11 protein-coding genes are annotated in these 17,759 nt (G+C 41.0%); 6 read left to right on the top strand and 5 right to left on the bottom strand.

Translation table 11 applies throughout. From position 1 onward, the window contains the following. Positions 1-12 precede the first annotated feature (12 nt). The 3 genes from ACW6NC_RS06365 to ACW6NC_RS06375 form a co-directional block, all read right to left on the bottom strand. Entirely contained in the window at positions 13-1,479 is a 1,467-nt protein-coding gene (locus tag ACW6NC_RS06365) for a RagB/SusD family nutrient uptake outer membrane protein (protein WP_457864489.1), read from the bottom strand. Positions 1,480-1,490: 11 nt separating this feature from the next. Then, positions 1,491-4,514, bottom strand: coding sequence for a SusC/RagA family TonB-linked outer membrane protein (locus ACW6NC_RS06370; protein ID WP_457864490.1), 3,024 nt, complete (start codon positions 4,512-4,514; stop codon positions 1,491-1,493). A 254-nt stretch (positions 4,515-4,768) separates the two neighbouring features. After that, the gene (locus ACW6NC_RS06375; RefSeq protein ID WP_457864491.1) at positions 4,769-7,552 is read right to left on the bottom strand and encodes a helix-turn-helix and ligand-binding sensor domain-containing protein; all 2,784 of its coding nucleotides are present in this window, start codon (positions 7,550-7,552) and stop codon (positions 4,769-4,771) included. A gap of 345 nt (positions 7,553-7,897) precedes the next feature. Between ACW6NC_RS06375 and ACW6NC_RS06380 the strand changes: the two genes are divergently transcribed. After that, complete coding sequence (locus ACW6NC_RS06380) at positions 7,898-8,311, top strand: YkvA family protein (RefSeq protein WP_457864493.1); 414 nt, start codon at positions 7,898-7,900, stop codon at positions 8,309-8,311. A 133-nt stretch (positions 8,312-8,444) separates the two neighbouring features. Here the strand turns inward: ACW6NC_RS06380 and ACW6NC_RS06385 are convergent, their stop codons facing one another. Then, positions 8,445-9,884 (bottom strand): pyridoxal phosphate-dependent decarboxylase family protein, encoded by a 1,440-nt coding sequence (locus ACW6NC_RS06385; protein WP_457864494.1) that lies wholly within the window; start codon positions 9,882-9,884, stop codon positions 8,445-8,447. A 77-nt stretch (positions 9,885-9,961) separates the two neighbouring features. Further along, positions 9,962-10,189, bottom strand: a complete 228-nt coding sequence (locus ACW6NC_RS06390; RefSeq protein WP_457864496.1) for a hypothetical protein — start codon at positions 10,187-10,189, stop codon at positions 9,962-9,964. Between the two features lie 118 nt (positions 10,190-10,307). Between ACW6NC_RS06390 and ACW6NC_RS06395 the strand changes: the two genes are divergently transcribed. The 5 genes from ACW6NC_RS06395 (at position 10,308) to acsA (ending at position 17,758) form a co-directional block, all read left to right on the top strand. Continuing rightward, complete coding sequence (locus ACW6NC_RS06395; RefSeq protein WP_457864498.1) at positions 10,308-10,472, top strand: hypothetical protein; 165 nt, start codon at positions 10,308-10,310, stop codon at positions 10,470-10,472. A 173-nt stretch (positions 10,473-10,645) separates the two neighbouring features. Further along, complete coding sequence (locus ACW6NC_RS06400) at positions 10,646-12,232, top strand: amidohydrolase family protein (RefSeq protein ID WP_457864499.1); 1,587 nt, start codon at positions 10,646-10,648, stop codon at positions 12,230-12,232. Between the two features lie 304 nt (positions 12,233-12,536). Then, positions 12,537-13,880, top strand: a complete 1,344-nt coding sequence (locus ACW6NC_RS06405; RefSeq protein WP_457864501.1) for a hypothetical protein — start codon at positions 12,537-12,539, stop codon at positions 13,878-13,880. A gap of 337 nt (positions 13,881-14,217) precedes the next feature. Then, positions 14,218-15,786, top strand: a complete 1,569-nt coding sequence (locus ACW6NC_RS06410; protein WP_457864502.1) for a serine hydrolase — start codon at positions 14,218-14,220, stop codon at positions 15,784-15,786. A gap of 238 nt (positions 15,787-16,024) precedes the next feature. Further along, positions 16,025-17,758, top strand: coding sequence for an acetate--CoA ligase (gene acsA, locus ACW6NC_RS06415; protein ID WP_457864504.1), 1,734 nt, complete (start codon positions 16,025-16,027; stop codon positions 17,756-17,758). Position 17,759: the final 1 nt, after the last annotated feature.

Below are 17,759 nucleotides of genomic sequence, written 5' to 3' on the forward strand. Positions count from 1 at the left end.
AATTGTTATTTTTTAGTATCCGGGGTTCTGCTCCCAGTTACCCTGAGAAAATTCTATTTCTTCCAGTGGAATCGGGAAAACTTCATTTTTTCCTGAAGTAAATCCGTCTATGTTAGCCGCTGCTCTACCAGTTCTTACCAGGTCAAAGAAACGGTGTCCTTCCCCTACTAATTCTTTTCTTCTCTCCTGGTAAATTATTTCGGTAAGCGCCTCTCCTGAATTTTCCACTTCCCTTAAACCTGCTCTTTTGCGAACCTCATTAAGGTAATCTTGCGCAAGCTGATCATTCGGACTAGGCTTACGGTTAAGTGCCTCAGCAGCCATTAGCAACACATCTGCATAGCGAATCGCCCGGTAGTTATTAGGCTGGGTAAGGTTTGCATCTCCCATATTGTCATTTTTCCTCGGAAGATATTTCCTGTTGAAATACCCGGTATGCTTGTAACCTTCCCCATAAGAAGCTCCGGTTTCAGCAGCCCAGGCTTCAATATCCAGGATTGATAGGTCTCTCCTGATATCCTCATCAGAAAACATATCATAAGCTTCCTGGGTAGGTACATTAAAACTAAAGCCTGACTCAAACAATGGCCCACTATAGTTTCTTATTCCCTGGAATCCTACTGCAACGTTTCCTTCACTACACTGAAGACATCCGAATCCGGCTCCTTCCTCTCCAGTATATTGAACTTCAAAAACCGATTCTTCATTATTTTCACCTTCTTGTTCAAAAAGGGTTTCAAAATCTGAAAGTGCATAGGGCCCGTTATCTATCAAAGTGGTAAGGACATCTGCAGCTGCATCAAATTCTTCCTGGTACAGGTGTACCTTTCCTTTCAGTGCCATAGCAGCACCTTTGGTTGCACGGCCCGTTTGAGGAGCTGTGTAGTCAAGATTATCTATAGCAAACTGAAGATCAGATTCAATTTGGGTATAAACCTCTTCTCTTGAAGCCCTAGGGATAGATTGCTCATCGCCAAGCACAAAACGCTCATCCCCCTTGATAGGAATAGGACCAAACCATTTTAGGAGTTCAAAAGTAAAATAAGCTCTCAGGAATTTAGTTTCCGCTATAATGGTTTCTTTACCTTCAAACTCGGTTTTATCTTCAAATTCCAGGATGTAATTGGCACGTTGCACTCCAGCAAAATTCCAATCCCAGACATCATCCAGGTTGTCATTAATTGGAGTGTGTGACATTTCATCTACCTGTTGAAAACCAATAACGTCGGTAGCACTTTCTCCCCCACTCAGGGTATTATCTGAAGCGATCTCACCCAGCAGCACATTTACATAAGTGGATTGAAGGATATCATAAACTCCGATTAGAGCGTTATAATAATCATCTTCAGAATTAAAATAATTCTCCGAGTTGATATTGTATTCCTCGGTCTTATCCAGATAATCCTCACTACAGCCAGTGAAAGTAATCACGGCCAATAGCAGAAGAACGGATTTCATTTTTAAATTATATATTTTCATCGCTCAGTATTTTAGAATTTTAAGTTTAGTCCGGCCATATAAATGCGTGGAACAGGGTAGAACCCAAAATCAATTCCTCCACCGATAGGCGCGCCAGTCGAAGCGGCAGGATCAAATCCTTTATAATCAGTAAAAGTATACAGGTTATTTACCGCTGCATAAAATCTCAATGATTGAATGCCTACCGAAGAAACAAAGTCTTCAGGTAAGGTATATCCCAATTGTATATTCTGAATTCTCACATAAGAAGCGTCTTCTACGTAAAATTCTGAAAGCACCCGGTTTGAAGTTGCACCGGAAGTAAGCCTTGGCACTTCGGTACTGGTGCCTTCACCTCTCCATCTTTCCATTACATAGGCGTGTCGGTTAACGTTTGGTTGACTTCTTTCATAGTTTCTTACCATTTCATTTCCTAAAGAAGCGTAGGTATATGTCGTGAAATCGAAATTCTTATAATTCAGGTTGATGTTCAATCCCATTGTGGCATCCGGAATAGGATCGCCAATATTAGTTCGGTCATCTGGAGTGATCACCCCGTCTCCATCCAGGTCTACATACCTGAGGTCCCCGGGAGCGGCATCAGCACCCAATTCTTTTTGAGACGGGTGCGCATCCACCTCAGCCTGGTTCTGGAAGATTCCATCGGTTTTGTAACCATAGAAATATCCCATTGGAAAACCTGGTTCAAATCGTGAAGGCAGAGGTTGTCCAACCCCAAACTGTCCACCAGGGATGAAATCAACACCGTTAATTGCGGTTACCTCATTGTTTAGGAAAGTAGCATTATAGCTCAGATTAAAGTTAAAATCGTCACTTACATAATTGCGGTATTTGATGGCAAATTCCAAACCTTCATTTCTGGTAGTTCCGGCATTAATGGTTGGCGAACCAGAGCCCGGAGCTCCTCCTCCATGAATTCCTGATACCGGGATTCCTGAAACCAGAAGATCCTTACGGTCTTCCCTAAAGATATCAGCTTCGATCTCTACCTGGCCATCCCATAAACGAAGGTCTAACCCGATATTGGTTTTTTCTGATTCTTCCCAGCCTGAAAGGGGGTTGGCTATCCTCCCCAGTGCCGTTCCATTAACAAGGTTTCCATCGAGAACATATGTAGCCTCCCCGTCCAGGAGCGAACGATAAAACTCGGCACCTCCTGCTTCATCATTACCCAGAATCCCAAAACTTCCTCTTAGTTTTAGGAAAGAAATCACTTCTGAAGAAGCTAAGAAATCCTCCTCTGAAAGAATCCATCCGGCAGTAAATGAAGGGAAGGTACCCACACGGTTGTCAGGACTAAATCTTGTAGAAGAGTCTCTCCGTAGCATTCCCGATACCAGGTATTTCCCCTGATAGTCATACTGCAATCTTCCAAAGAATGAAAGTTTGCGAATATCATACTTATAAGAACCGTTGTTTTTACCATCATTGGTTCCGGTAGTAAGACTGATATCGGCAAATTCCCAGGAATTGTTTGGTACATCAAAACCGGTAGCAAAAAGCCCATCACCCCAGTCACGAATTACTGTCATCCCAGCAGTAGCTGTAATATGATGCGTCTCATCAAAAGTGTTCTCGTAAGTACCAAAAAGGTCATAGGTATAAGAATTATCATTAATTCTATTTTGGTTTACCGTACTTCTTGGTACGTTAAATACCTTTCCTGATCCATAATCCACAATAGGCGAAAAATTCTTTCCTTTACTGTTACTAAGATTATAACCAATACGGGAAGTGAAAGTTAATTCTTCAATCGGGGTATATTCCAAACTAAAAGACCCATTGAATTTATTTAGGTTATAGTCGTTGAACGTATTTTCAATCTGAGAAAGCGGGTTGATAATTTCATTCCCTAATGTTCCATCAAGATCCTCCTGATCTATTGCAAAAGTTGGCGCAATATTCAAGGCATTAAATAGGACCGATCCAAGTCCATTCTCATTAATGGAACGACGATCAATACTGGTATATATTGAGTTGGCTTGTAATTTGAACTCATCAGAGATATCTATTCCTAAATTAAACCTGGCTATATTACGTTGGAAATCAGATTTATCTCCTCCAATGATCCCTTCCTGGTTTAAATGAGAGGCGCCCACTGAATACGTTACTTTTTCAGAACCACCACTAAGGGTAATATTGTGGTTAATAATCGGTGCAGTGTCAAATACTTCATCCTGAAAATCAGTGCCTTCTCCAAAACCACTAACATCTGGATATGGAATTGCCTGCCCGTTATTGGCATAGCTTTCATTTAAGAGCAACGCATATTCGGTGGCATTCAAAAGTGGGAGCTGACGGGAAGTTTCCTGCATTCCTACATAAGTATCATATTGTACAGTAGGGGCCATTTCTTTTTTTCCGCCTTTGGTAGTAATAAGTACCACTCCATTTGCACCGGCAATACCGTAAATGGCGGCCTGCGCGTCTTTAAGAATAGAGATTGATTCCACATCATTAGGATTTAGGGTACCCAGATCCCCCTGGTAACCGTCAATAAGAACCAATGGTCCATTGACACTATTTGAGGCAACCCCACGGATGTTGATGTTAATTCCGGCTCCGGGAGCACCAGAAGAGGGAGTTACATTCACACCGGCTGCGGTTCCCTGTAGCGCTTGCTCCAGTCTTACTGGTTTCATTTCTTCTATAGTTTCTCCAGAAACTACAGATACAGCACCAGTAACATCTTTACGTTGTTGTGTTCCATATCCGATCACGACAACTTCTTCAAGCGCCGCAGAATCTGATTTCAAAACGATATTAAGGAAGGAATCCCCGGTAATGGGAACCTCCAAAGTTTCAAAACCTACATAAGATAAAACAAGTACATTTTCTTCGCTGACCCCGCTTATGGAAAAATTACCATCAAAATCAGTCGTGGTTCCACGGGACTCTCCTTTAACAAGTACATTGACCCCTAAAAGCGGCATTCCACTCTCATCGGTCACATTCCCTTCTACTGAAAAGGTCTGTGCCTGCATCGAGAAAAATCCGCCGAACAGGAGCAGTATTGAACATAAAAATTTCTTCATTGGAATTATTATTTGAATTTGTTACGGCAATCTATTAAAGAATTGTTAAGAGCAGTAAAAACTCACCTTTACAAAAAGTATACATGATTGATAAAAAGAGGGAATAGCAATTAAAAAAGAAGGAAATAGTCCAGGAAATTGAGCCTAACAGGACTATACCTAATACCATTAGATTTCAACATAAGGTATAAACCCACAGCCTTTTATGGATTGTGTAGAGTTTATGTAGAGTTTTAATAAGGTGTTGTATAGCTTTAAACCTGAAGAATATATTCGGTTAAATTCACTTCACGGGGCAATTCCATCTTTTTCCGCAAACGATATCGTTTTATCTCCACACTTTTAACCGAAATATTGAGAAGTGGAGCAATTTCTTTAGAGCTCAGATTAAGGCGTAGGTAGGCACATAATTTAAGGTCATTACTGGTAAGTTCGGGATGCTTTGTTTTCATCTTTTTAAAGAAATCCTTATCGGCATTACTAAAGGCTTTTTTGAAAAATTTCCAGTTATCCTCTTCACTTATCTCTTTATCGATGGTCCTCATTACCGACCGCACCTCTGAGGATTGCTCGGAATTCTTAAGACGATCCTTAATTATATTGAGGAACTCATTTTTCTTAATCAAACTCATGGTAGAAACAGCCAGCTCTTTATTCTTACTGGTCATATCCTGTTCTAGTTCCCTGTTCTTAAGTTTAATGATCTCTCTTTCAGCCTCAAGATTTTTCATTCTAAGGGCTTTTTCACTTTCCTCTACAAACTTCTCATGACGGCGTTTATAGATCTTATTTACCCCATAGAGTACAGCTGCAAAGAGTAGCAGATAAATTATAAGCGCTATGTGACTTAAATACCATGGGCGGGCAATACTGAACTTATAGGTGGTCGATGGTCCGATTTCATCCCCAATTCTTGCCCTTACCTCAAATTCATAATCGCCAAAAGGCAGGTTTTTAAATTCAGAAGACGGAATCTCATTCCATGGACTCCAAGCAGAAGTAAAACCGGAGAGGCGGTAACTGTATTCTGGGGTGAGGAATTTCTTATATTCAGGAATACTATAGTTAAAGATAATGTTATTGGTCTTGTAATGAAAGGGTTCCTCCTTATGAAGGCTAAGAAGCCTAGGTTCTTCATCAAGGGCTGCATTGTAAATGCTGTTTATGCGCAAACTGTAATTTCCCTGTTCATAATCAGGTTTAACAAGTTTAAGATAGCCATTGGCGATTCCCAAAAGATGTGATCCATCGTTAAGCGGTACGATGTTTTCATATCCGGGGGTGATGTTTTGGATCTCCTCAGAGAGGTATATGGTGTTGCTTTGGAATTTGGAACTTAAAGGATCAGGGGTGATATTCAATAGAGTATTGGCTGTAAAGGCCCATAATGCGTCTTTATCATCTTTAACGAACTTCCCGGAAATACGTTTTTCTGTACTAAGGATATCAGCTAATTCGTTTTCAGCACTGAATTTATCTTCTCCCGGCAAGTACTTGAAAACATATTCTTTCGTGGCAAAATAAAGCTCATCCCTAAAATTAAAAAGACTGGAAGAAATACCTGATACTCCCTCGAATGGATAATTTTGGATTTCAGAGAACCCATTCATTGCCTTATTCAGTCTCAGTCTAAAAACCCCTTTATGCTCATTCCCTACCCAGATATTGCCATTCTCTTGAGAAACGATAAATTTTGAGGAATGCGGAAAACCTTCAAGCATGGGTAACTCTTCAAATCCCTCGGAGGTTCTTTTAAGCAGACTTAACCCATTATAATGCCCCTGAATGTAATAGCCCGGATGACTCTTAAGTTCTAAAATAATCCATGTCCCGAAACGCTCAGCTATTTGTTTTAACTCAGTGCCTTCCACCATAAAGGTACCAGTATTATGGCCCAAGAAAAGTGTTCCATCAATAAAACTAAGTTTCCAAACTTGTCCATTACTGCCATCTATGAAATTAAACTCTTCTTCTCCATTTTGACGAAAGTAAAGACCCTGGTTGGTTCCCAGGTATAAATGCTCGGAATTCTGAAAGGAAGTATAAACGCTTCCCAATTTCCCATAGAGGTCCTGGTAAATCTTAAAAGGAGAGTCCAGGTTGATTACACTAAGTCCATTGTCCAGACCCGCCCAAATATTTTGGTTCCGATCACTAAATAACCTGAGGACCGTATTGTTGAGAAAACCATTCTCCTGATTGAAATGATGCAGGATTTGCCCGCGTGTATTGATGTGGAAAATTCCGTCTTCTACAGTTCCCAGCAAAATGCCTTTATCTTCCAAGGCTAAGGCCGAGAATATGCTTTTCCCCTTTAATTCCCGACTTAATGCATCCTGATATTGCTTCAATTCTCCTTGTTGCCATTTGAAAAAACGTGCATCACGCGTAATGAGCACCAATCCTTGATCATCTTGGAAGACCTCCATTAATTCAAGGTCTCCTAGGATTTCAGAAGGAATAATTATTTCTGGCTTGCCATTCCTTATACTGAAGAGCCCCCCTTGGGCTACCTGGTAATAGATATCCCCTGAAGTCTGAAAAAGGTTGGTTACCACTCCTTCGGCTATTGGGAATTCAGATAGTTTTCTGCTTTGAATATCATAAAGGTAAAGGCCCTCAAAGCTATGAAAGACTACAATATCTCCTACATTTTCAATATGCCAGAATTGCTGGCCATCCTTTAATTCACCAGGAAGCTGGGGAACCAAACTTGTATATTCAAGCACCCCTTTATCATCACCTCGCCAATAACCTAACTCTTTATATGCTCCGGTGAATATTAAATCATCAACCACTTTCACCGAACGCACAACGCTTTCATTTGGGACAGGGTAGAGTGTCCATTTCGCTCCATTATATTCCAGCAGTCCTGCACTGTTTGCTACATAAATATTATCATTAGCTCCCTGAGAGATCATCCAGTTCTGATTTCCACCAGCGTAAATATTCGAATTAAAATTTATTACAGGAGGGAGTTCCTGGGCAGCAAGCACCTTGAATAACAGGGTAAAAAGCAGGGAAAATATTAAACGCAAGACATAGAAATTTTGAGCTAAGTTAATGAAATCCTAAGTTAAAGAAAGCTATGACAGCTAAGGTTTTAATTAGATTATTTTTAGGCTAAGGCTTATCTAATATAGTCGAAGTATGCTTAAGCAAAAGCCTGCCCCTGGCAAAAGTGTTTTGAGGTGACAGGCTTTGTGAAATGATTACCCTGCAAGAAAACCCAATAGCTCGGTATTTCCTATTGGGATTTTCATGTACTTTTTGAAAGTAAAAATTCGAATCGAATTTTCATAATCTTCTGTTATAAACCTGAGGGTCTTTAAAAGCCTCAACATTAATTCTTAATTTTATCCGAAATAAAAACTTTCATTTAAATGTCAGAATTTTCCCATCAGAAAGCCGATAAAGAATTAAAGAAAAGACAAAAGACTTTTTCCCGAGAAAAATTGAAACGGCTTTTTGAAGAAAAGAACTCTTTATTTTCAAAATTCTTAAACATAGAGAACCTCAATGAATATTACCGGGATTTTGTAGATTTATTTACTCTGCTACAGGATTGGTATAAAGGAAGGTACAAGGATGTGCCGTGGTTGGTGATTTCTTCGGTAGGTGGCGCATTACTCTATGTGCTCTCTCCAATAGATCTCATCCCAGATTTCGTGCCTTTCGTGGGATACCTGGATGATGCGGCTGTTTTTGCTGCGCTATTAAAATATGTACGTCTGGACCTTCAAAAATACCGTGATTGGAAATACAGTGAAGATCGTTCCCCGGTGGTGAATGATTAACCTCTTTTATGTGGTCAGGAGTCTGGAGTTGATTTTTCGATTCAGACTAAGGGGTAATGCCCAAATGAGGTTTCCTATATATCAAAGCCACCGCTCTTAAAAAATTTGCTAAGAAACAAAATGGACGTTAATTCTAAGGACTACCAAGTAATTTAAGACGGGCTTTATCAAGAAGCTCCACAGCTTTATCTACGTGTTCGATTTTGGTCCTGAAAGCCAGAAGAGCCATCCTGATGACAAAGCGACCATTGATATTGGTGGAGCTAAAGAATACCGTTCCGTCATTGTGGATCTCTTTCAACAGCTTTTTATTAAAATCGGTTTCTTTTTGGCCAAGTGGCCACCAGAAATAGCTTACAGAAAGATCGGGTTCAGGGCCAAGGGCAAAACCCTTTTCCTTTAGTCTATTCCTAAAATAAGCCGTAAGCAAAAGCTTTTCTTCCAAACAGGCTACAAAAGGTCTTATGCCATGGAGCTGAAGTGGTAACCACAATCGCAAGGCGCGAAAGTGCTTGGTGAGTTCTGGTGAGACATCGGCTGGATTTATTTCGGACTCATTTTCTATGGCATCCTGCATATAGTTAGCACTACGGTGATGAGAATGAAAAACGGCCTCTCGGTCCTTGACCAATACAGCCCCTAGTCCAAAGGGTAGAAAGAGCCCTTTATGCGGATCTACTGCAAGAGAATCAGCCCTTTCTATACCTTTAAAAAGATGTTTCTTTTCTTTACAAAGGATAAAGAACCCCCCGTAAGCCGCATCTAAATGATACCAAAGATTATTTTCCTGGGCAATGCTTCCCAACTCATTTAAAGGGTCCATAGCCCCGGTATCGGTCGTGCCGGCGGAAGCAATTAGTAAAAAAGGATTTAAGCCAGCAGCTTTGTCCGCTTCCAGTTGGTGTTTCAGGTTCTGTGCAAGGATTCGTGATCCATCGTCTAATTCCAATTCCCGGATAATTACATCCTCAAGACCAATGATTCTTAAGGCTTTGAGATTACAATGGTGCAACTGTGGGCTCAAATACACAACGCTTTTCTCAATGTTCACCCCTTTAACCCCGTGTCTATCCCTGGCAGCGGTAAGAGCAATCAGGTTAGCGATTGAACCACCGGAAGTAAGATTTCCAACAGCAGATTCAGGAAAACCGAAAAGCGATTTCATCCAGCTAAGGAGTTCATTTTCCATAGCCACTGCCCCCGGAGAGGCATAAGACATCCCGGCATATTCATTGGTAATATCGGCAAGAAAGTCCCCTAGGGCTGAGGCGTAAATTCCGCCTCCGGGAATATATCCCATATATCCCCCCGAAGCAGGCTTAATCCCCTTTCCGGCAACTTCCTTGGCAAAGATTTCTAAGATTTTTTTCAACGGTTTGGGATCTTCTTCAACTTCCAAAGCCTCCCGCTGTACCTTCTGCGCAGAATAAGTCCCGAAAGTAGGAAGGCCGTTGAGAAAATTATTGGAATATTCCCTTACTTCATTAAAGTAATTATCACGTTCAATAGGAGATGGCTCAAGGCCGGCAGAGATTTCCTGCAAGGCTAATATCCTGGTTTTTAGATCTTCCATCAAAACTCATTTAATCTACAAATCTAAAGAAAAATTATAGGATATTTTGCCCGTACTACCCGGTATTCAATGAGATCTCAAACTACGATCTTCTTCTCACTATCTGTGGTAATTTTATTGATCGGGCGGTCATAGCTATGGCTATTTTTACATTTCTTACTAAAGCTCCAAACCAGATAGCCCAGCCCGGCAGCGGCTCCTATACCAACTCCCACAAGTCCTCCTTTTTTCACTGCAGTTTTCCCTAATTTCACGGCCAATGCTCTTTTGGCCCATTTTACTCCCTTTACACCTATACCTTTCATTACTTTTTGTTTTAATGCTTTTAATAAAAATACGTTAGGAGCTGAGAGGAGAAAAATTTAATTCCTGAAAGTATTGTTAAAGGGGTTTAAAAAACTTATTTTTTGGTAAATTCAAAGGATGAAAAGCTTAAATATCCTCTTATTCTTATCCAACACTGCCACAGGCTATGCTCTGATCACCGGTCTTGTTCTCCTGGCAGTAGTAATCTATACCATCATCAAACTTAGAAAACAGGTGAAAAAAGCCAAAGAAAGAGAGAAAAGTAAAAAAAACAGAAAATGATAAAAACACCATGAAGGAAGGTCCTTTTCTGAATTTTTCATTGTGATCATCAGGGTTAAGGTTTGGGAAAGCTTAAAGTAGTGGTGTATAGTAAGAAGGAAAATTTTGTTTGGAAACCGGTAAAGAAGAAAAACTTTATATTTGAAATTATTCATAAAAAACCGCTTCTCAACATGTTTAAATCCAGTTGGTCCCTACTCCTTATCTTTTTAATTTCCCAATCATTTTCTGCCCAGGTAGAAAAAGCCCCAGCCCGAACCGAAGGAGAAGGACCCTGGTCTCAGCTCATCATTAGGGGTGCGACCCTTATTAATGGGAACGGAGCTCCGCCAATAGGTCCTGTGGACATAGTAGTTACCAAGAATCGTATTAGCGGTGTGCATGTAGTAGGATATCCCGGGGTAGCCATCGACACAGCTAAAAGACCTAAATTAAAAAAAGGTGGAAAAGAGATCGATGCTACGGGTATGTACCTCCTTCCGGGTTTTATTGATGTGCATGGACATATTGGCGGCAGTGCACAGGGTGCAGATGCCGAGTACGTTTTTAAGTTGTGGATGGCCCACGGGATAACCACAGTTAGGGATCCTTCAGCCGGGAACGGCCTCGATTGGGTACTGGACCAGAAGAAAAAAAGTGCAGCCAACCAGATCACTGCCCCGCGACTATATGCCTATACCGCTTTTGGACAGGGAAGTGATAACGGAATTTCCAGTCCGGAAGAAGCCCGGAAATGGGTAAGGAAAAATGCAAAAAGAGGAGCAGATGGTATAAAGTTCTTTGGTGCACCACCAAAGATCATGGAAGCCGCTTTGGATGAAAATAAAAAAGTTGGACTAAGAGCTACGGCCCATCATGCCCAGATGGCCGTGGCTAAATGGAATGTATTACATTCGGCAAGGGCGGGCCTTAATAGTATGGAACACTGGTACGGTCTGCCTGAAGCTATGTTCACAAACCGTACGGTACAGGATTATCCTGCCGATTACAATTACAACAATGAACAGGACAGGTTCAGCCAAGCGGGAAGGCTCTGGGAGCAATCCGCAGAGCCGGGAAGCGAGAAATGGAATGCTGTTATGACAGAGCTTCTGGAATATGATTTCACCCTTTCCCCTACTTTCAATATCTATGAGGCCAGCAGAGATCTGATGCGAGCTCGCACTGCTGAATGGCACAAAGAATACACCCTTCCTTCTCTTTGGGAATTTTATCAACCTAGTAAGGTTTCCCATGGCTCATACTGGCATTTTTGGGGGACAGAGGAAGAAGTATACTGGAAAAAGAATTACCGAAAATGGATGGATTTCGTCAATCAGTACAAAAACCGGGGAGGACGCGTCACGGCGGGATCCGATTCAGGATTTATATTTCAGCTCTATGGTTTTGCTTACGTAAGGGAACTGGAATTACTGCGTGAGGCGGGATTCCATCCTTTAGAAGTTATTATGGCCGCTACTCTAAACGGTGCGGAGGTTTTAGGTATTGAAGATGATCTGGGATCTGTGGAGGTAGGAAAACTGGCTGATTTTATTCTCCTTGAGGAAAACCCTTTGGCTAACTTTAAAGTACTCTATGGTACCGGTGCAATTAAACTTACAGAAAAAAATGAGGTGGTACGTGTTGGCGGTGTGAAATATACGATCAAAGACGGGATCATATATGATGCTAAGGAATTGCTCCGGGATGTAAAAAAAATGGTTGAAAGAAAAAAAGAAGAAACCGGATTTGAAATCACCCAACCAGGACTTAAGCAGTGAACCAAAACTCCTAATACCCATACTTCTTTTCATCAATAAAAATAGGTTGTTTGTCGATCTATAATGGATAGACAATGCTTAAAAATATAATATCCTTATATTTAATAAGTTAACAAATTCAAATCGGTTGAAAAAGGGCATGTAATTGCCGCCGTTAACTTCTGCCGTAACCTCAAATTTCCCCTACACTTTTGAAAGGCATCAAAACTTCGCTTCACTTCTAGCTTTACTAAGTAAGGATTTAAGAGACGAAGACCTATGTTATTAATAATAGTTAGACAGTGTCATTAATAAACCTATCATAATGAAAATAATTATTTTTTCTAAGGGCAAAGATTTTCACGGTTTTAAAGACTTTCTTTTATCCTTGTGTATTTCCACCCTCTTAATTTCCTGCAATTGGAATAATTCAAATGGAAAAGATTCTGAAAACCTAGGGAATAAGAAAACAGAAAATGTAAAAGTTCATAAGGATTCTACTTATATTGTTGATGTTAAAGCTGTGGATTATGCCTTTGGAATGCCAACTGAAATTCCATCGGGATGGATTACTTTCCGAATGGAGAATTTAGGAGAAGAAGTCCACCATGGGGTCATCGCAAAATTCGTAGATACTTTAAGTTATCAGGTTTTATCGCAAATGATAAGCAATGCGATAGCGGAAGCTACACCGACAGCTTACGATCCCATTTATGCTTTAATGGAAAAAGATTATGGTGGCCCTGCAATGTTATCACCCGGTCTCACCGGTCAAACCACTGTTTATCTTGAACCAGGTTTATATACTCTTTCTTGTCACCTTAAGACTCCAAAAGGGGTTGTCCATAAAAATAAAGGGATGGACCGACCTTTCATTGTTACGGATAAAAAAGTACCAACCGAAAAACCAAAAACTACTGTGGATCTTACCTTATCCAATTTCGCCATAGATGTAGGCTCAATTAGTGCTGGGGAGCAGGTATTCAATGTACAATATGAGGATTATAATTATCACAACGTACACCTTACAAAACTTGAAAAGGACCAGAAAATGGAAGATTTAAAAGTATGGATGACCGAAGCTCAAATGCCATCTCCATTCAAGTTTATTGGCGGTGCTGAACAGGTTCCGGCAGGAAAAACGTCCACTTTTAAAGCTACCTTGAAACCGGGGAGGTATGCTTTGGTTGCCTTTGGGCAATCTATCGCCGGTATGGCCCAGGAAATTAGTATTCCGAAAGATGGTGCATCCCAACCCCGAAAGTCTTTAGACGTGAATAAAAAGGTAAGGATAACACTTAATTTGAAGGATACCTCCTATCCCCAAAATATTCCTACCGGCCGAACTCCTGTTTCAGTTGAAAATACTGGTTCTCAGGATTATAGTTATATCCTGGTTTTACTTAAAAAAGGATTCACTAAAAATGACCTGGCAAATTACCTGGAGGATGCAATAGTAGCGGAAAAAATGAAAATAGATAGCAAATCAATGCCGTCTTATCATATTTGGGACAATATTATCCCCGTTGGAGAAAAAGAAACATTCAGTTTAAAAGTGGAAGAAAGAGAGTACGTTGTGGTTGGACCTTTAATTCCGGGAAAATCCCTTAAATCCCAATGGAGAGATGAAAATCTAATCCATAGCTTTAAGGGGGTAACTACCAATTAAACACTCAAAAAAATTAGGCTTACGATTAAAAACCATTCCAGGTGTCTTAAAGGAGATAAAAGCTAATGCATCCCCCGGGTAAATATTTTAGGAGCGCATTTAACCCATATCAGGGATAAAGAAAGTAAACAATAAAAACGCAAGGAATATTTCTCTGGAATAAAAAATTTTTCCTCCATTGCTTATAAAGCATTCTGTCCATTCCAAAATATCAACTAACAAGCCCGAACCCAAATTCAACCTTTCATTTGGAAGGTAAATACCTGACGGCCTTAATTAAGGCTTAATCCACCAATACCCCCGAAATTATTATCTTTAGATAATAAATAATAAACCAATGAATATCAAATTACTTTCTACAATATTTCTGCTATCTTTTCTCTTCTGTGGGATTTCAGGAACTTCCCAGGGACTATCTTCCAAGCAGATCGATAGTCTTGTCCATAAAACCATGGATACCTTTAACGTGCCCGGTACTGCTGTTGCTGTTCTAAAGGATGGGGAGATTGTTCATATGAAAGGTTATGGTATTCGCTCTCTTAAAAAAGGAGGAAATGTTGACCAGAATACCCTCTTCGGTGTTGCTTCCAACACCAAAGCTGTTACTGCCGCTGCCCTGGCCCAACTTATTGATGAAGGTAAACTGGAGTGGGATACCAAAGTGACTGAGGTTATCCCTGAATTTAAATTATACAACCCCTATGTCACCAGTGAATTTACTATAAGAGACCTACTAACGCACCGAAGTGGCCTGGGCCTTGGGGCAGGAGACCTCATGGTTTTTCCAGCTTCCAATGTGACCGATAAGGATCAGCTCATCTATAACCTCAGATTTCTCAAACCAGTTTCTTCCTTTCGCTCCCAATATGATTATGACAACCTACTGTACATTGTTGCGGGGGAAGTTATAGAAAGAGTTTCGGGCACGGAATATGAAACCTATGTAAAGGAGAATCTTCTGGGGCCATTAGGAATGCATCAAACTGCAATGTCCTGGCACAGAATTGAGGATTACTCTAATGTCATTGATGGTCATGCTCCTGTTGATGGTGAATTGGAAATAACAGGGCTAAGCTTTACCAAGGTGGGAAATCCTGCCGCGGGGATCTATTCTTCGGTAAAAGATTGGAGCAAATGGGTACAGGCTCAACTTAATGATGGGAAATATGGTGTAAATCTACAGGACAGCCTCTTCAGCACCAAAGCTCATCGTGAAATGTGGACGCCTCAAACACTCACAGGAACGGGTAAAGGCGATTATAATACCCATTTTAAAGCCTATGGTCTTGGATGGTTTTTAAGTGATGTAAACGGTTACCTTGAGGTTACTCATACGGGCGGACTCCTGGGAATCGTAAGTCAGGTAACCATGATCCCCGAACTCGATTTGGGCATCATCGTCTTTACCAATCAACAGTCGGGAGCGGCCTTTAGAGCTATTACCAACTCCATTAAGGATGCATACTTCGGAATGGATGAAAAAGACAGGATCAAACAATACAATGACAGGAGGTTAAAAGCTGAAAAAAAGGCCGATTCGATTGTAGCTGAAGTTTGGCAGAGTGTTGATGAAGCTCAAAAAAACAACCAAATGAACACAGACCTACTGGGAAGATACACAGGTATTTATAAAGACCCATGGTTCGGAAAAGTAGAGGTATTTATCAAAGAGAATAAACTTCGGTTTAAAGCCGAGAACGTTTCTGATCTGCAGGGTGAGATGAGCTATTACAAAGGGAATAGCTTTGTGGTAAAATGGGATGATCGCACGCTTAATGCCGATGCTTTTGTCGTATTTATCCTTGATAGAGAAGGAAAAGCTCAGGGTTTCACAATGGAGCCTGTTTCACCACTTACCGACTTTAGTTATGACTTTCAGGATCTGGATTTTTCCAAGGTGAATTAGGATTTTTCAAGATCAAATACAACCTGGTCCAATTAGGTGTAAATAAAAGTCACATACGGCATTCTCAGGAAAGAAAACAGCCACATAAACAATGGCTGTTTTTAGTATATCAAAGCTGTTCCAAAATTTATCGGTTCATAACTCCTTATTACGACCTAATCTGCAGAACCCCCCTGACAAATATCATTGTTTTACAAAGTCCTGGAGGCTAAATTAATAGTCTTAAACTTTTTAATCTATGGGCTCATTCGCAGACAAAACGGCCTTCAACCTCGTCAATTATGCGCGGGAACGAGCTTCCTTTTCCTGGAACAATACTGAAAGGGAATTATTACAGGAAAAAGAAACCGGAAAAAATAATATTGGGTATCTGACAGTTGATCGTCATGCCACCGGATCTTTAAAAGAAAATGTGGCTTTACGGTTTATTCAAAAAGACAGAAGGCATCAGGACTACAGCTATACACGCTTAAAAGAAGAAACATCAAGATTCGCAAATGTCCTTAGCACTTTGGGAATTCAAAAAGGAGAAACCGTCTTTTCACTGACCGGCAGGATTCCCCCTTTATACATCACTGCGCTGGGAACATTGAAAACTACAGCAGTATTTTGTCCGCTATTTTCAGTTTTCGGGCCCGAACCTGTTTTTCAGAGGCTTCACAAAGGAAAAGCAATAATATTGGTTACCACTTTAGCTTTATATAATAGGACAGTTAAAAATCTGGAAGAAAGGCTCCCTACCCTACGATATATTATACTTAGCGATCTTGACCAACACCAATCTGAAAAAGTGCTTTCCTGGAGCAAGCTAATGAAAGAGGCTTCTGTAGAATTCAGAATCCCGGAAACATCTGCTGAAGATCCTGCCTTGCTCCATTTCACAAGCGGTACCACCGGCATGCCTAAAGGGGCTTTGCATGTTCATAAGGCGGTACTCACCCATTATATCACAGGAAAATATGTATTAGACTTTCATCCTGGTGATTTATTCTGGTGTACAGCCGATCCCGGATGGGTTACCGGAACTTCTTACGGAATCATTGCACCCTTGGTCAATGGAGTTACTTCAATTATAGACCAGGAAGAATTTGATGCCATGCGCTGGTATGAGATTCTAGAAGAACAAAAAATAAATATCTGGTATACCGCTCCAACGGCCATCAGAAGATTGATGCGGATGGACATACAACCGGGTGAAAAATTTGATCTGAGTGCCCTACGCGTTATTCTAAGTGTGGGAGAACCTCTAAGCGCCGAAGCTGTCCTCTGGGGGAAACGCAACTTCGGAATCCCCATTCTGGACAACTGGTGGCAAACCGAAACTGGTGGAATCATGATCGCCAATTATCCCTCTCTCGAAGTAAAACCGGGCTCTATGGGCAAACCCCTTCCCGGAATTGACGCCGAAATAGCAGAAGTAACCCAAGAAGGGTTTAGGCTCATCGAGACACCAGGGCTACAAGGTCACCTGGTGTTGAAACAAGGCTTTCCTTCTTTGTTCCGAGCCTACCTAAATGAAGAAGAACGCTATAAGAAATGTTTCTCAGGCGACTGGTATCTTACCGGTGACCTTGCCAGAAAAGATTCTGAAGGATATTTCTGGTTCATTGGTAGGGTAGATGATATTATAAAGACCTCTGGTCATATGGTAGGGCCTTTCGAGGTGGAAAGCACTTTAATGAGACATCCCGCCATCGCAGAAGCCGCTGTAATAGGAAAGCCGGAAGCCTCTATTGGAGAGCTAGTGAAGGCATTTATTGTTCTTAAACAAGGGAAAATGGCCAATGAAGAAATGAAATTGGAGATCACTGGTTTTGCACGCAAACATCTAGGTCCAGCTGTTGCTCCCAAAGAAATAGAATTTACCGAGAGCATCCCCAAGACGCGCAGCGGAAAAATTCTTCGCCGCTTATTAAAATCACGTGAGCTGGGCTTGCCGGAAGGGGACACCTCAACTCTTGAACATAACTGAG

This window comes from Salegentibacter profundi (assembly GCF_054121475.1).

What these genes read in the sequence shown, in the direction of transcription:
- ACW6NC_RS06410 (WP_457864502.1), top strand. Translation starts at nt 14,218, where the DNA reads ATGAATATCAAATTACTTTCTACAATATTTCTGCTATCTTTTCTCTTC.
- ACW6NC_RS06380 (WP_457864493.1), top strand. Translation starts at nt 7,898, where the DNA reads ATGTCAGAATTTTCCCATCAGAAAGCCGATAAAGAATTAAAGAAAAGA.
- ACW6NC_RS06365 (WP_457864489.1), bottom strand. Translation starts at nt 1,479, where the DNA reads ATGAAAATATATAATTTAAAAATGAAATCCGTTCTTCTGCTATTGGCC.
- acsA (WP_457864504.1), top strand. Translation starts at nt 16,025, where the DNA reads ATGGGCTCATTCGCAGACAAAACGGCCTTCAACCTCGTCAATTATGCG.
- ACW6NC_RS06400 (WP_457864499.1), top strand. Translation starts at nt 10,646, where the DNA reads ATGTTTAAATCCAGTTGGTCCCTACTCCTTATCTTTTTAATTTCCCAA.
- ACW6NC_RS06390 (WP_457864496.1), bottom strand. Translation starts at nt 10,189, where the DNA reads ATGAAAGGTATAGGTGTAAAGGGAGTAAAATGGGCCAAAAGAGCATTG.
- ACW6NC_RS06395 (WP_457864498.1), top strand. Translation starts at nt 10,308, where the DNA reads ATGAAAAGCTTAAATATCCTCTTATTCTTATCCAACACTGCCACAGGC.
- ACW6NC_RS06370 (WP_457864490.1), bottom strand. Translation starts at nt 4,514, where the DNA reads ATGAAGAAATTTTTATGTTCAATACTGCTCCTGTTCGGCGGATTTTTC.
- ACW6NC_RS06385 (WP_457864494.1), bottom strand. Translation starts at nt 9,884, where the DNA reads ATGGAAGATCTAAAAACCAGGATATTAGCCTTGCAGGAAATCTCTGCC.
- ACW6NC_RS06405 (WP_457864501.1), top strand. Translation starts at nt 12,537, where the DNA reads ATGAAAATAATTATTTTTTCTAAGGGCAAAGATTTTCACGGTTTTAAA.